The following is a 14,631-nucleotide window of genomic DNA, read 5'->3' as shown; positions in this document are numbered from 1 at the left end:
TCTTACCCCTGTGTTCCGTCGGCCGCCTTTACGGCCGTATTGGCTGCTGTCTTATTCGTCTCTTCTTCCTGTGGGAAGAAGGTATAGCTGAGCGTGATCTCGTCGATCCGGCGGGCGCTCGCGTCTTCCAGAATCGCCGGGTCGATATAGTAGCTGACCGGCATATCCACCGTCTCGCCGGGCTGCAGCGTCTGCTGATCGAAGCAGAAACAGTGGATCTTCATGAAATAGCCGCCAGCCGTATCGGGCGAGACATTGTAGGTCGCCATGCCGGTGATCGGCTTGTCGGTGAGATTGGTGGCTTGATAGAATGCCATCTTGCGCTCGCCGATGCGGACCGTCGCCTGCGTCTGCACGGGCTTGAAGATCCATGCGAGGCCGGGCGCGACGTTCGCATCGAAGCGCACCTTGATGACCTTGTTGACCGCATTGGGGGCCGCGTTCTCATCCACGCGCATCGTGGTGCCGCCGAAGCCGGTAACCTGGCAGAACAGGCGGTAGAGCGGCACGCTTGCGTAGGCGAGGCCGAGCATCGCCACCGCGACGCCACCGGCGATAAGGCCGGTGCGGCGGATGCCGCGTTCGCCGCTCATCCCATCCTCGCGATCGTGATGGCGTAGAACAGCACGGCGAGCCCGACGAGCACCGCGCCGAGCACGAAATTGCGGCTCTTCCGCTTTTTCTGGAGGTCGTCGTCCGCCACGATCAAGCCAGCAGCCAGCGATCGGCGACAAGCGCGCCGAACATCACGAAGAGATAAAGGACGGAGAAGGCGAACAGGCGGCGCTCCGGGCGCATCGCGGCGGGATCGGTCGCGCTGTTGCGGAACACCGCGACCGCGAGCGCCATGAACACCGCACCAAGGATCGCCGCCGTCATACCGTAGATCGCGCCGGTGAGGTGCATCGCCCACGGCACGAGGCTGACGCCGATGAGGAGCGGCGTGTAGGCGAGGATCTGGCCCCGCGTGACCCGCGCGCCGTGCGTGACGGGCAGCATCGGCACGCCCGCGTTCGCATAGTCGCCGCGCACGAAGAGCGCGAGGCTCCAGAAATGCGGGGGCGTCCACAGGAAGATGAGCGCGAAGAGGAGGATCGGGAGCGCGGTCACGTCGCCCGTGACGGCCGCCCAGCCGATCACCGGCGGGAAAGCGCCCGCGGCGCCGCCGATGACGATGTTCTGCGGCGTGCGGCGCTTCAACCACACCGTGTAAACGAACACGTAGAACAGGATGGAAACGGTGAGGAGCGCGGCGGCGGCCATGTTCACGGCGAGCGCCATTACCGCGACCGCGCCGATCGCGAGGCTGACGGCGAAGCCGAACGCCGAGGCCGGATCGATGCGCCCCGCCGGGATCGGCCGGTTCGCCGTGCGCTTCATGCGCGCGTCGAGATCGGCCTCGTACCACATGTTGAGCGCGCCCGAGGCGCCGGCCGCGACCGCGATGCAGAGCACAGCCGTGAAGCCGATCACCGGGTGGATATGGCCGGGCGCAGCCAGCAGACCGCAAAGCCCCGTGAAGACGACGAGCGTCATCACGCGCGGCTTCAAGAGCGCGAAATAGTCGCGCCAGTCAGCGAAGTCGCTGACCGGCGTGACGGATACGGCGGGTACGCTGGCCACCAGAGCTGCCCTACTTGATTTCCGGCAACGTCTCGAACTGGTGGAACGGCGGCGGCGAGGACAGCGTCCACTCGAGCGTCGTTGCACCCTCACCCCACGGATTGTCCGCGGCCTTCTTGCCGCCGATCAGCGAGATGATGACGTTCACGAAGAAGAACACCATGCCCACGGCCATGATGACGTAGCCGAGCGACGCGATGTGGTTCCAGTAGGCGAACGCATCCGGATAATCCGGGTAGCGGCGCGGCATACCATCCTGGCCGAGGAAGTGCATCGGGAAGAACATCACGTTCACGCCGATGAAGAACACCCAGAAGTGCAGCTTGCCGAGGACCTCGTTGTACATCCGGCCCGACATCTTCGGGAACCAGTAGTAGAAGCCCGCGAACAGCGCGAACACGGCGCCGAGCGACAACACGTAGTGGAAGTGCGCCACCACGTAGTAAGTGTCGTGCATGATCGTATCGACGCCGGCGTTCGAGAGCACGACGCCGGTGACGCCGCCCAGCGTGAACATGATGATGAAGCCGATCGCCCACAGCATCGGGGTTTCGAAGCTGATCGAGCCGCCCCACATCGTGGCGATCCACGAGAAGATCTTGATGCCCGTGGGCACCGCGATGATCATCGTCGCCGCCGTGAAATAGAGCTTCACGTTCACGTCGAGGCCGACCGTGTACATGTGGTGCGCCCACACGATGAAGCCGATGAAGCCGATTGCGACCATCGCATAGGCCATGCCGAGGTAGCCGAAGGCGGGCTTGCGGCTGAACGTCGCCACCACCTGGCTGACGATGCCGAAGCCCGGCAGGATCATGATGTACACTTCGGGGTGACCGAAGAACCAGAACAGGTGCTGGTAAAGGATCGGATCACCGCCGCCGGCCGGATCGAAGAAGGTCGTGCCGAAGTTGCGGTCCGTCAGCATCATGGTGATCGCACCGGCGAGAACCGGGAGCGAGAGCAGCAGCAGCCACGCGGTGACCAGCACCGACCACACGAACAGCGGCATCTTGTGCAGGGTCATGCCCGGCGCGCGCATGTTGAAGATGGTGGTGATGAAGTTGATCGCGCCGAGGATCGACGACGCGCCCGCAAGGTGCAGCGAGAAGATCGCAAGGTCGACCGCCGGCCCGGGGTGGCCGCTCGTCGACAGCGTCGGATAGACCGTCCAGCCGGTGCCCGCGCCGTTGAAGCCCGCCGGACCTTCGACGAACATCGAGGCGAGCAGCAGCAGGAAGGCCGGGATGATCAGCCAGAACGAGATGTTGTTCATGCGCGGGAACGCCATGTCCGGCGCGCCGATCATGATCGGAACGAACCAGTTGCCGAAGCCGCCGATCATCGCCGGCATCACCATGAAGAACACCATGATGAGACCGTGCGCGGTGATGAACGCGTTCCACATGTGATAGGCGGCATCGATGTTGCCGCCCGCCCACACCGGCAGGTACTGCATACCCGGCTCGGCAAGCTCGAGGCGCATGACGCCCGAGATCGCGCCGCCGATGATGCCCGCGACGATCGCGAAGATCAGGTACAGCGTCCCGATGTCCTTGTGGTTCGTGGACAGGAACCAGCGGGCGAAGAAGCCCGGCGTGTGATGATCGTCGTGATGCGCGTGGGCGTGATCGCCGTGGGCGTCGTAGTGGGCGGCGGTGGTCTCGGCCATGAGTGTCGTTCCTACCCGAACTTGATCTTAAAGCGTTTCGGCGGCAGCGGCAGGCGCCGCTTCCGGTGCAGCAGCGGGGGCGGCCGCGGCATCAGCCGCGGGCGCAGGCGCAGCGGCCGTAGCGGCGGGCGCGGCAGCCGCGACCTCGACGCCGGCATCGGCCTGACGCGCGGCGACCCACGCATCGAACTTTTCCTTCGACACGACTTCGACCGCGATCGGCATGAAGCCGTGCTTGGTGCCGCAAAGCTCTGAGCACTGGCCGTAATAGAGGCCTTCGCGATCGGTCTTGAACCAGGTTTCGTTCACGCGGCCCGGAACGGCGTCCATCTTCACCCAGAAGGCCGGAACCGCCCAGCTGTGGATCACATCCGACGCGGTCAGCAGCACCTTCACGACGGCGCCGGCCGGAACGACGACGCGATTGTCGACCGCGAGGTTGCGCGGCTCGTTCGCCTTCGCGGCATCCGCATCCGAGAGCATCACGGCATCGAAGCCGAAACCGCCCTGGTCGGGATATTCGTAGCTCCAGTACCACTGATGGCCGGTCGCCTTGATCGTGAGATCGGCCTTCGGCGGATCATATTGCGCGGCGAGCAGCTTGAACGAGGGGATGGCGATGCCGACGAGCACGAGCACGGGCACCAGCGTCCAGACCACCTCGATCAGCACGTTGTGCGTCGTCTTGGAGGGCACCGGGTTCGCGCCGCGGCGGAAACGGATCATCGACCAGATCAGCAGCGCGAACACGAAGGCGGTGATGACGCCCATGATGAGAAGCAGCGCGGTGTTGAAATCCGAGCCCCGCTGACCAAGTTCGGTCACCTGCGGCTGAATGTGCCAGCCGCCCTGCGGCTGACCCACCGTAGCATCGGGCGCCGTGCCCATGTTCGCCAGATTGACGGCAGGCGCCGCCGTTTCCGCGACCGGAGCCGCAGCAGCCTGCTCGACCGTGGCGGCGGCCGGAGCCGCCGCGTCCTGCGCCTGTGCCTGAACGGCGCCGAACGTCAGCGCCGCAGCTACCGCCAATGCCTTGAATCCGCGCATCAAACCCCCACTTGTTCCAATACGGCCAGCCGGCGCGCGAACGCACCGACGGAATCGATTTGGCGCGCCTTATAGATGCGCCCGGATTCGCGAACAAGCGATAGCTTGCCGCACCCGGCGCTTTCCGGCGCGCGCGCCCTGCGCTTCAAACTGCATCCTCGAAGCGGGGCGGGCGCTTCTGCAGCTGCGCCCCCACGGCCTCGCCAAGATCGGTGCCCGGCAGGAAAGCCGAATTCCAGGTCGCCACATAATCGAGCCCTTCGGCGATGCTCTGGTCGCGTCCGCGGTTCAGCACCGCCTTCGCGCCCTGAATGGCGACGGGCGATTTCGATGCGATCTCGCGCGCCAGCGCCTCGCCCGCAGCGATGGCTTCGTCGTGCGCGGCGAGCACGCGATTGAGGAAACCATGGCGCGCCGCCTCCTCCGCCATGAAGCGCCGCCCCGTGTAGGTGAGTTCGCGCACCAGCCCCTGCGGCAACAGGTGCGGAATACGCTGCAGCGTGCCGACGTCGGCAACGATGCCGACATTGATCTCCTGAATGCTGAAAAAACAGTCCGCCGTGCCGATACGGATATCGCAGGCGGTGACGAGATCGACGCCGCCGCCGATGCAGCCGCCCTGCACCACCGCGATCACCGGCGCCTTGCACTCGTCGATCACCGTGAAGCTCCGCTGCATCGCCTTCACCTTGCGGCGCAGCGCCAGGCGCTGGCGCGCGACCTCGCCGTCTGCCGCGCCGAGCAGATCCGCGCCCGCCCATTCGAGATCGAGCCCCGCCGTGAAGTGCCTGCCGGTCGAGACGATCAGCACCGCACGCACCGACGGGTCCGCCTCGATCGCCCCGAAAACGTCCACGATCTCGGTCCAGAACGCTTCCGTCATGGTGTTGAGCGCCTCACCCCGCGTCATCGTCACGCGCGCGATTCCATCTGCCACGGCGAGCGACAGCGTTTGCAGTTCCATTCGGGCACCTCTGCGTCTAAATCTCACCTCGTCATGACTCGCTTCACCATCAACGGCAATCCTGTCGCTTTTGACCTGCCGGCCGACACGCCGCTGCTGTGGGCACTGCGCGACGCGATGAACCTGACCGGCACCAAGTTCGGTTGCGGGGCGGGGCTTTGCGGCGCGTGCACGGTACACATCGACGGGCAGGCGCAGCGCAGCTGCCAGGTGAACATCGGCGACATCGAAGGCACGTTCGTCACCACGATCGAGGGTCTTTCGAAAGACGGCAGCCACCCCGTGCAGCAGGCGTGGATCGCCGAGCAGGTGCCGCAGTGCGGCTATTGCCAGCCGGGCATGATCATGGCGGCGGCGGCGTTCCTGAAAGACACGCCGAAGCCCACCGAAGACGACATCAAGACGGGGATCACCAACCTCTGCCGCTGCGGGACCTATCCGCGCATCAAGAAGGCGATCCTGCGTGCGGCGGGCACCCCGAAAGAGGGATAGTGCCCCGATTTCCGGAACATTCCGGGATGATTTTGCCATAATTCGGGCCTAGCAAGACGACATTCCGCGAGATTTCCGGGGGTTGCCCATGCGCGACGTCCTGCCCATCCAGTTCACGCCGAAGCTCATGACCGTGCTTCGCGAAGGCTACGACATGGCACGGCTGCGCGCCGATGCGCTCGCTGGGCTTACCGTCGCCATCGTCGCGCTGCCGCTCGCCATGGCGCTCGGCATCGCGAGCGGCGCCTCGCCCGACAAGGGGCTGGTGACGGCGGTCGTCGCCGGGTTCCTGATCTCAGCGCTCGGCGGTTCGCGCACACAGATCGGCGGGCCGACGGGCGCGTTCGTCGTCGTCGTGTTCAACATCATCGCGCAGCACGGTTATGACGGGCTGGTGCTGGCGACGCTGATGGCGGGTGCGATCCTGCTTGTAGCGGGCTACGCGCGGCTCGGCAGCCTCATCAAGTTTATCCCGCACCCCGTCGTCACGGGCTTCACGGCCGGCATCGCCGTCATCATCGCGACCACTCAGGTGAAGGACTTCCTCGGCCTGCGCATGGCGGAAGTGCCCGCCGATTTCCTGCCCAAGCTTGCCGCCTATGCAGAGGCGATCGGCACCATCGACATCGCAACGCTCGGCGTCGGCGCAGGCGCGCTCGCCATCATCATCGTGCTGCGCCGCACGGCGCCGAAAGTGCCGGGTTTCCTTGTCGCCGTGGTCGTGGCGGCACTTGCAGTCTCACTGCTCGGCCTTCCCGTCGATACGGTCGGCTCGCGTTTTCCCGACATCCCGTCCGGCCTTCCCGTGCCGCACATTCCCGCGCTCGGGCTGGAGAAGGTCACGGCGGTGCTTCCGGCGGCGTTCACGATCGCCTTCCTTGCCGGGATCGAGGCGCTGCTTTCCGCCGTCGTCGCCGACGGCATGACCGGCTATCGCCACCGTTCCAACCAGGAACTCGTGGGGCAAGGCGTCGCCAATCTCGCGTCCGCCCTTTTCGGCGGGCTTCCGGCGACGGGCGCGATCGCGCGCACCGCGACCAACATACGCGCGGGCGGGCGCACGCCCGTTTCGGGCATGTTCCACGCGCTGTTCCTGCTGCTTTTCATGGCCTTCGGCACGAAGCTGATGGGTTATATTCCGATGGCGGCGCTGGCGGCGATCCTGTTCATGGTGGCGTGGGGGATGAGCGAGTACGAGCGTCTGCTGCGCATCCGCGCGATGCCGATGGGCGACCGCGTGGTGCTGCTCCTCACCTTCGCGCTCACCGTGCTCGTCGATCTCACTGTGGCGATCGGTGTGGGCGTCACGCTCGCGAGCCTGATGTTCATGGAACGGATGAGCCGCACGGTCGCCGTGACGGTGCGCGAGGTGGAAACCGAGGATGCCGGGCAGCGGGACGACCTGCCGCCGGGCGTGGAGGTGTTCCGCATCACGGGGCCTTTCTTCTTCGGCGTCGCCTCCGATCTCGTGGAAACGCTGCGCCGCATGGGCCAGCCACCGCGCGTCATCATCCTGCGGATGCGCGAGGTGCCGCTGCTGGACGCAAGCGGCGTTGAAGGCATCAAGGATTTCGTCAGCATGGCGCACAGGCACGGCGCGGAGGTGATCTTCTCGAACGTGCAGCCGCAGCCCGCGCAAGTGCTGCGCCGCAATGGCCTCGGCCCCCGCAGCGGCAAGGTGCGCTTTGCGCCCGACTATGCCGCCGCGCTGGAGATGGCTTCAGCCGAACGCGCGGAGTCGACCTAAAGCGACTTTCGCATCGGCAAGCGTCCGCTCGACGATCTCCGCACAGCTCAGGATCGCATCGACGCCGCCGCCGCCCTGCCCCGCCGCGAGACACTGCGTTGCCGGATCGATATCGAGGAGCCCCGCGATCGGCCCCAGCCGGTTCGCCTGCGCCGCCTCCATCACCTGCAGCGGGAACGGTTTCAGGTCTTCGGGATGCCGATCGAAATAGTCCGTGGTTTCGTTGGCGATGGCGCGCAGCGTCTTGCCGGTGAAGCCGCGGCTGATCGTCGTCGAGGTGTCGCTCATGGCGACGATCGCGTCTTTGTAGGCCTGGCCCGCGTGCGCCTCGTGGCTGGCAATGAAGCGCGTGCCCATCCACACGCCCTGGCAGCCGAAGGCGAGCGCCGCGGCGAGCCCGCGCCCGTCGTAAAGCCCGCCCGCAGCGATCACCGGCACATCGACGGCATCGACACATTGCGGCCAGAGCGCCGCGCTCGCCACCTTGCCGGTGTGCCCGCCGCCTTCCGTACCCTGCGCGATCACTGCATCGCAGCCCGCCGCCGCGGCCTTCACGGCATGGCCGACGGTGCCGCACATCGACATGACGACGATGCCGGCGGCTTTGAGTTCAGTCAGGATCGGCGTCGGTACGCCGAGCCCGGCGATGAACGCCTTCGCGCCTTCCGCGATGATCACGTCGACGCTTTCCGTGAGCGTTTCGGGCTGCGCGGCGAGGAGATCGACGCCGAAGGGCTTGTCGGTCAGATCCTTCACGCGCTTCATCTGCTCGCGGATGAACGCGGGGCTCGTGCCCGCCATGCCGAGCGAGCCGAACCCGCCCGCATTCGAAACCGCCGCGCACACCTCCGCATAGGAAACGCCGCCCATCCCGGCGAGCAGGATCGGGTGTTCGATGCCGAGCAGGTCGCAGATCGGTGTACGAAGGGACATTCAGGCCTCCCGCCAGTCGCGAAGGCGTAGATTATGGGCGCTGCGCGTGCCCCCAGACACCTCGCGTTCCTGATAAGCTCCCAAAACGACAAGTGCCCGCCCGGCGGACGCCGGACGGGCACTCTAAGCTACGTGCCGAATTCAGGCGCGGCGGCGACGAAGGCCGAGCGCGAGCACGCCGAGGCCGAGCAGCGCGATCGCGCCGGGCTCCGGCACCGGCGTCGGATCGACCGGCGCGGCCTTGGTGTTCTTGAACGAGAAGCTGAGGTCGTTGAAATCGAACGGGCCATTGTAGAGATCTTCGAAGCTGACGAGCGTGGTCGCTTCTTCCCATTCGTTCTGCACGCGGGCGTGGATGTTCGCGTCCGGGTTCCGCGAGGCGGCGCCCGTGTAGAAATCATAGCCCGTGTTGTTCACATGCAGGCGGAAGACGAGTTCCGTGCCGAGATCGAACACGCCGAGATCGACCGTGCTGCCGACCGCCGAGGCGTGGTTGTTGAAGATGTAGAGGTCGTTCGACGTATCGCCATCGATACCGGGCGTGCCGTCCGCGAGGCGTTCGAGATAGAGATCGTTGCTGAAGGAGGCCGAGTTGCCCTCGTAGCGCGCGATCACGTTCTCGGTGGACGACACGATGACGCTGAGGCCGTCGCCCGACGACGCAATCGGGAACGCGGCCGCGGCCGTCGCGATCAGGGACAGGGCAATGGAAAGTCCGATAGTGCGCATGCGATCCTCTGGATTTGCAGTTTGAAAATTTCCGGAGCAAGCGCCGTGCCAAATTCTTAAACCACGGATTATAAATCGTTTTCTGGACGGGGCGTTGGAGGCGATTTTCAATTTGTAAATCCTGCCGACAGCGCAGGAACCTTTGCGGCCACGGGCCATTCTGAAAACCATGACATGGGAAGAGATCGCCATGCGGCTCGGTGCCGCGACCGCGATCGGGCTGGCGTTCGGTTTCGACCGGGAAATGCGCGGGCACGAGGCCGGGCTGCGCACGCACGCGCTCGTTGCGCTCAGCTCGGCGATGATCGTGATTTCGGCGCTGATGCTGTTCGATGAGCATCGCGGAGAGAACGCCCAGCCTGATCCGCTGCGCGCCATCGAAGGGCTGGCGCAGGCGGTGGGCTTCATCGCGGCGGGGCTGATCTTCGTGCGCGGCGACAAGGTGAAGAACCTGACGACGGCCGCCAACCTCTGGCTCTGCGCCGCGGTCGGCATCGCGTGTGGCGCCGGGCAGGTGCCGCTCGTGGTGATCGGCACGCTGCTCGGGCTCACGGTACTCGTCGTGCTGCGCGTCCTTTACCGGGTGGTGCCGGACGCGCAGGACTGATTATTCAGCGGCGCCTATTCCGCCGCAATCGCCTCGCCGTAGCCGATCATCGCCTTGGTTTCGAGGAACTCGCCGAAGGCATGGTCGCCCCACTCGCGGCCGTTGCCGGACTGCTTGTAGCCGCCGAACGGCGCCATCAGGTCGCTGCCGGCGCCGTTGATGATGACCTGCCCGGCGCGGAGCTGCGACGCGATCTCGCGTGCCTTTTCGATGTCCGTCGACTGCACGTAGGCGGCGAGGCCGTAGACGGTGTCGTTGCCCTCGTCGATCGCGCGATCGAGACTGTCGTAGCCGAGGATCGAAATGACCGGGCCGAAGATTTCCTCGCGCGCAACCGTCATGTCGTTGGTGACGTTCGCGAACACGGTGGGCTTCACGTAGTAGCCGGTTTCCAGTCCCTCAGGTTTGCCGGTACCGCCCGCGACGAGCTCGGCGCCTTCGTCGATGCCCTTCTGGATGAGACCCTGGATCTTGGTCCACTGCAGCTCGGAAACGACCGGCCCCATACGCGCATTGCCGTTAGGATCGCCCGGCGCCCACGCGTCGGCGGTCGCCTTCGCCACCGTCTTCGCCTCGTCCATGCGGCCAGCAGGCACGAACATGCGCGTCGGCGCGTTGCACGACTGACCGGAGTTGTTGAAGACGTGCGCGACGCCGCGCTTCACCGCATCGCCGAAGCCTTCGTCATCGAGCAGGATGTTGGGCGACTTGCCGCCGAGTTCCTGCGCGACGCGCTTCACGGTCGGGGCGGCAGCCTTCGCGACTTCGACGCCCGCGCGTGTCGAACCGGTGAAGCTCACCATGTCGACATCCGGGTGCGAGGAGATTGCCGCGCCAACGCTCGGCCCGTCACCGTTCACGAGATTGTAGACACCCTTCGGCACACCCGCCGCGTGCAGGATTTCCGTCCACAGCCACGCAGAGAACGGGGCGATTTCGGAGGGCTTCAGCACCATCGTGCAACCCGTCGCAAGCGCGGGCGCGACCTTGCAGGCGATCTGGTTGATCGGCCAGTTCCATGGCGTGATGAAACCGCACACGCCGACCGGCTCCTTGGCAATCATCGTCGTGCCGCGCGGCTCGTGGAACTTGTAGGTCTTCAGAACCTCGATCGCGGTGTGCAGATGCCCGGCGCCGATCGCCGCCTGCGCGCTCTTCGCGAGCCACGCGGGCGCGCCCATTTCCTCGGTGATCGCTTCGGCCATCTCGCCGCTGCGCTTCATGTATTCGGCGAGGATCGCCTGCAGAAGCTCGAGCCGTTCCGCGCGGCTGGTGCGCGAGAAGCTGAGGAACGCCGCCTTCGCGGCCTTCACGGCACGGTCGACGTCTCCCGCGGAGCCGAGGCTGATGCGTCCGGCGACGGCTTCGGTGGCAGGATTGAGAACGTCGAGCGTCTTCGCGGCGCCCGCGGGATCGACCCATTCACCGTTGATGTAGAATTTCAAATAGTCACGCATGGCTCGCTCCATCGCATTTGTGGATTTGCACCAGCCTTAGCGCGATTCGGGGGCGCTCCGCACCCCTTTCGAGTGGCAGGACGCATATCGCCGAAAACAAAAAAACGCCCCGGAGGGCGTTTCTTTTGTCGCAAGGTTGGTTGCGGGAGTAGGATTTGAACCTACGACCTTCAGGTTATGAGCCTGACGAGCTACCGGGCTGCTCCATCCCGCGTCAACCGTATCGGTCCTCGTGGACCCGAGGGCGGGCAAAGGCACCGAGTGTTCAACATTGTAAATGGGTTTTCTTTTCCGTGCGCACCGCCTGCAAAGCCTGGCGGCGACCTACTCTTCCACTGCTTGAGCAGTAGTACCATCGGCGCTGTCTGGTTTCACGGCCGAGTTCGGGATGGGATCGGGTGGGTCACAGACGCTATGGCCACCAAGCTATGAAGGCGGTGCGTACGAAAAAGGGCTTGAAATCGAAGCCGTCGGATCAAAATCCGATCAGCGCTGACGATGATAGTGTGGGCTCTAAGTGCGAATAGAGCAATTAGGACCGGTTAGCTTCACGCGTTACCGCGCTTCCACACCCGGCCTATCAACGTGGTGGTCTTCCACGGCTCGATGATATCTTATCTTGAGGGAGGCTTCCCGCTTAGATGCTTTCAGCGGTTATCCCGTCCATACATAGCTACCCTGCTGCACCGCTGGCGCGATGACAGGTCCACCAGAGGTATGTTCACCCCGGTCCTCTCGTACTAGGGGCAACTCCTCTCAAATATCGACGCCCACGGCAGATAGGGACCAAACTGTCTCACGACGTTCTGAACCCAGCTCACGTACCACTTTAATTGGCGAACAGCCAAACCCTTGGGACCTGCTCCAGCCCCAGGATGTGATGAGCCGACATCGAGGTGCCAAACAACCCCGTCGATATGAGCTCTTGGGGGTTATCAGCCTGTTATCCCCGGCGTACCTTTTATCCGTTGAGCGATGGCCCTTCCACGAGGGACCACCGGATCACTATGACCGACTTTCGTCTCTGCTCGACTTGTCAGTCTCGCAGTCAGGCTGGCTTATGCCATTGCACTCTAACAGACGGTTTCCAACCGTCCTGAGCCAACCATCGCGCGCCTCCGTTACTCTTTAGGAGGCGACCGCCCCAGTCAAACTACCCGCCACAGAGGGTCCCTCGCCCGGTTTCACGGGCGCAGGTTAGACATCAGAAATCAACAGGGTGGTATTTCACCAATGGCTCCACAAGAACTGGCGCCCTTGTCTCAAAGCCTCCCACCTATCCTACACAGTTAATTCCTAATGCCACTCTGAAGCTGCAGTAAAGGTGCACGGGGTCTTTCCGTCTAACCGCGGGTACCCCGCATCTTCACGGGGAATTCAATTTCGCTGAGCAGATGTTGGAGACAGTGGGGAAGTCGTTACGCCATTCGTGCAGGTCGGAACTTACCCGACAAGGAATTTCGCTACCTTAGGACCGTTATAGTTACGGCCGCCGTTTACTGGGGCTTCAATTCAATGCTTGCACATCTCCTCTTAACCTTCCAGCACCGGGCAGGCGTCAGACCCTATACGTCGTCTTGAAGCCGACTTAGCAGAGCCCTGTGTTTTTGCTAAACAGTCGCTACCCCCTGGCTTGTGCCCCCTGCCCACGGTTGCCCGCGAACAGGGCCTCCTTCTCCCGAAGTTACGGAGGTAATTTGCCGAGTTCCTTCAACATCCTTCTCTCAAGCGCCTTGGTATACTCTACCAGCCTACCTGTGTCGGTTTCGGGTACGGACCATAATGGGAGGGCTATTTCCTGGAACCGCTTCGAGGCCAGACCAATCCAATAAGGTCTGACAACTTACGCGATCCGTCACACACTCCCGGGTCACGGAATATTAACCGTGTTACCATCGACTACGCCCTTCGGCCTCGTCTTAGGCTCCGACTCACCCTGCGCGGATTAGCCTTGCGCAGGAACCCTTAGGCTTTCGGCGACAGTGCATCTCACACTGTTTGTCGCTACTCATGTCAGCATTCGCACTTCTGATATCTCCACGGCCCATTACCAGACCGCTTCGCAGACTTACAGAACGCTCCGCTACCGCTTGGCTTACGCCAAACCCAAAGCTTCGGTACGTATCTTGAGCCCCGTTACATCTTCGCCGCAGGATCTCTTATTTAGACCAGTGAGCTGTTACGCTTTCTTTAAAAGATGGCTGCTTCTAAGCCAACTTCCTGGTTGTTTTGGAAATCCCACATGCTTTCCCACTTAGATACGATTTGGGGACCTTAGCTGTTGGTCAGGGCTGTTTCCCTCTCGACGACGGACCTTAGCACCCGCCGTCTGTCTCCCGTACTATACTCGTTGGTATTCGGAGTTTGGTTAGAGTTGGTAGGTCTCGCGACCCCCGCATCCATCCAGTGCTCTACCCCCAACGGTAAACATACGAGGCACTACCTCAATAGTTTTCGCGGAGAACCAGCTATTTCCCGGCTTGATTGGCCTTTCACCCCTAAACACAGCTCATCCGAGAATTTTTCAACATTCACCGGTTCGGTCCTCCAGTGCGTGTTACCGCACCTTCAACCTGGCCATGCCTAGATCGCCGGGGTTCGGGTCTAATGCATCTGACTAAATCGCCCTATTCAGACTCGCTTTCGCTACGCCTCCACCTAACGGCTTAAGCTTGCCAGATACATTAAGTCACTGACCCATTATACAAGAGGTACGCAGTCACCCCACAAGGGGGCTCCTACTGATTGTAGGCGTTCGGTTTCAGGTACTGTTTCACTCCCCTAATCGGGGTGCTTTTCACCTTTCCCTCACGGTACTAGTTCACTATCGGTCATGCACGAGTACTTAGGCTTGGAGGGTGGTCCCCCCATGTTCAGACAGGATTACACGTGTCCCGCCCTACTCGAAGACTTTGAGTTCACTTTCGCATACGGGGCTATCACCCGCTATGGCGCTACTTTCCAGAAGCTTCTGCTGGTTCACTCTAAGCCATTGGCCTGGTCCGCGTTCGCTCGCCACTACTAACGGAGTCTCGGTTGATGTCCTTTCCTCCAGGTACTGAGATGTTTCAGTTCCCTGGGTTCGCTTCTCCAAAACTATGTATTCATTTCAGAGATAACCGCCCCACTAAACCCCGGCTCACTGTTTCCAGTGAAACGAGATTTAATGGAGAAGCTGGGTTGCCCCATTCGGAGATCGTCGGGTCAAAGGTTGCTCACACCTCACCGACGCTTATCGCAGCGTGCCACGTCCTTCATCGCCTGTGCATGCCAAGGCATTCACCAAACGCCCTTACCTCACACTTGAGAGCCCACACCATCAACGCCAGCGCTAATGCGCAGTCGTCGACGTGCAGGATT

General features: G+C 63.2%; 11 protein-coding genes, 1 tRNA gene and 2 rRNA genes. 3 read left to right on the top strand and 11 right to left on the bottom strand.

Annotated features, from left to right (window positions below):
* Nucleotides 1–2: 2 nt before the first annotated feature.
* From ACFQ00_RS02605 to ACFQ00_RS02585, 5 genes are all read right to left on the bottom strand, one after another.
* A complete protein-coding gene (locus ACFQ00_RS02605) occupies nt 3–593 on the bottom strand; it encodes a cytochrome c oxidase assembly protein (RefSeq protein WP_381485718.1) in 591 nt (196 codons plus the stop codon).
* A 112-nt stretch (nt 594–705) separates the two neighbouring features.
* Nucleotides 706–1,623, bottom strand: coding sequence for a heme o synthase (locus ACFQ00_RS02600; RefSeq protein WP_374596343.1), 918 nt, complete (start codon nt 1,621–1,623; stop codon nt 706–708).
* Between the two features lie 10 nt (nt 1,624–1,633).
* On the bottom strand, nt 1,634–3,295 hold the full coding sequence (gene ctaD / locus ACFQ00_RS02595) for a cytochrome c oxidase subunit I (RefSeq protein ID WP_381485714.1): 1,662 nt from the start codon (nt 3,293–3,295) through the stop codon (nt 1,634–1,636).
* Nucleotides 3,296–3,322: 27 nt separating this feature from the next.
* Complete coding sequence (coxB, locus tag ACFQ00_RS02590) at nt 3,323–4,342, bottom strand: cytochrome c oxidase subunit II (RefSeq protein WP_381485712.1); 1,020 nt, start codon at nt 4,340–4,342, stop codon at nt 3,323–3,325.
* A 145-nt stretch (nt 4,343–4,487) separates the two neighbouring features.
* Nucleotides 4,488–5,306, bottom strand: a complete 819-nt coding sequence (locus tag ACFQ00_RS02585) for a crotonase/enoyl-CoA hydratase family protein (protein WP_381485710.1) — start codon at nt 5,304–5,306, stop codon at nt 4,488–4,490.
* Nucleotides 5,307–5,339: 33 nt separating this feature from the next.
* On the opposite strand from ACFQ00_RS02585, the gene ACFQ00_RS02580 reads away from it, so the two are divergent.
* The gene (locus ACFQ00_RS02580; protein WP_374596335.1) at nt 5,340–5,798 is read left to right on the top strand and encodes a (2Fe-2S)-binding protein; all 459 of its coding nucleotides are present in this window, start codon (nt 5,340–5,342) and stop codon (nt 5,796–5,798) included.
* 88 nt (nt 5,799–5,886) lie between these two features.
* The gene (locus ACFQ00_RS02575; RefSeq protein ID WP_381485706.1) at nt 5,887–7,545 is read left to right on the top strand and encodes a SulP family inorganic anion transporter; all 1,659 of its coding nucleotides are present in this window, start codon (nt 5,887–5,889) and stop codon (nt 7,543–7,545) included.
* On the opposite strand, the gene ACFQ00_RS02570 is transcribed toward ACFQ00_RS02575, so the two are convergent.
* Together ACFQ00_RS02570 and ACFQ00_RS02565 are read right to left on the bottom strand one after the other, a co-directional pair.
* The gene (locus tag ACFQ00_RS02570) at nt 7,519–8,478 is read right to left on the bottom strand and encodes an NAD(P)H-dependent flavin oxidoreductase (RefSeq protein ID WP_381485704.1); all 960 of its coding nucleotides are present in this window, start codon (nt 8,476–8,478) and stop codon (nt 7,519–7,521) included. The two genes, ACFQ00_RS02575 and ACFQ00_RS02570, sit on opposite strands and share 27 nt — an antisense overlap.
* Nucleotides 8,479–8,619: 141 nt before the next feature.
* Complete coding sequence (locus tag ACFQ00_RS02565; RefSeq protein WP_381485701.1) at nt 8,620–9,207, bottom strand: PEP-CTERM sorting domain-containing protein; 588 nt, start codon at nt 9,205–9,207, stop codon at nt 8,620–8,622.
* Nucleotides 9,208–9,397: 190 nt separating this feature from the next.
* On the opposite strand from ACFQ00_RS02565, the gene ACFQ00_RS02560 reads away from it, so the two are divergent.
* Nucleotides 9,398–9,814, top strand: coding sequence for an MgtC/SapB family protein (locus ACFQ00_RS02560; protein ID WP_381485698.1), 417 nt, complete (start codon nt 9,398–9,400; stop codon nt 9,812–9,814).
* A gap of 14 nt (nt 9,815–9,828) precedes the next feature.
* Here the strand turns inward: ACFQ00_RS02560 and ACFQ00_RS02555 are convergent, their stop codons facing one another.
* The 4 genes from ACFQ00_RS02555 to ACFQ00_RS02540 all read right to left on the bottom strand — a co-directional run bounded on the left by ACFQ00_RS02555 (nt 9,829) and on the right by ACFQ00_RS02540 (nt 14,576).
* Nucleotides 9,829–11,271 (bottom strand): aldehyde dehydrogenase family protein, encoded by a 1,443-nt coding sequence (locus ACFQ00_RS02555; protein ID WP_381485695.1) that lies wholly within the window; start codon nt 11,269–11,271, stop codon nt 9,829–9,831.
* A 137-nt stretch (nt 11,272–11,408) separates the two neighbouring features.
* Nucleotides 11,409–11,485 (bottom strand) — tRNA-Met (locus tag ACFQ00_RS02550).
* Between the two features lie 97 nt (nt 11,486–11,582).
* A 5S ribosomal RNA gene (gene rrf / locus ACFQ00_RS02545) occupies nt 11,583–11,697 on the bottom strand.
* Between the two features lie 87 nt (nt 11,698–11,784).
* Nucleotides 11,785–14,576 (bottom strand): 23S ribosomal RNA (locus tag ACFQ00_RS02540).
* Nucleotides 14,577–14,631 lie beyond the last annotated feature (55 nt).

The organism is Sphingosinicella xenopeptidilytica (assembly GCF_042676985.1).
Lineage (GTDB): Bacteria > Pseudomonadota > Alphaproteobacteria > Sphingomonadales > Sphingomonadaceae > Sphingosinicella > Sphingosinicella xenopeptidilytica.
Note: the sequence above shows the minus strand (reverse complement) of the source record. Positions and strands in the feature narration are given on the sequence as shown.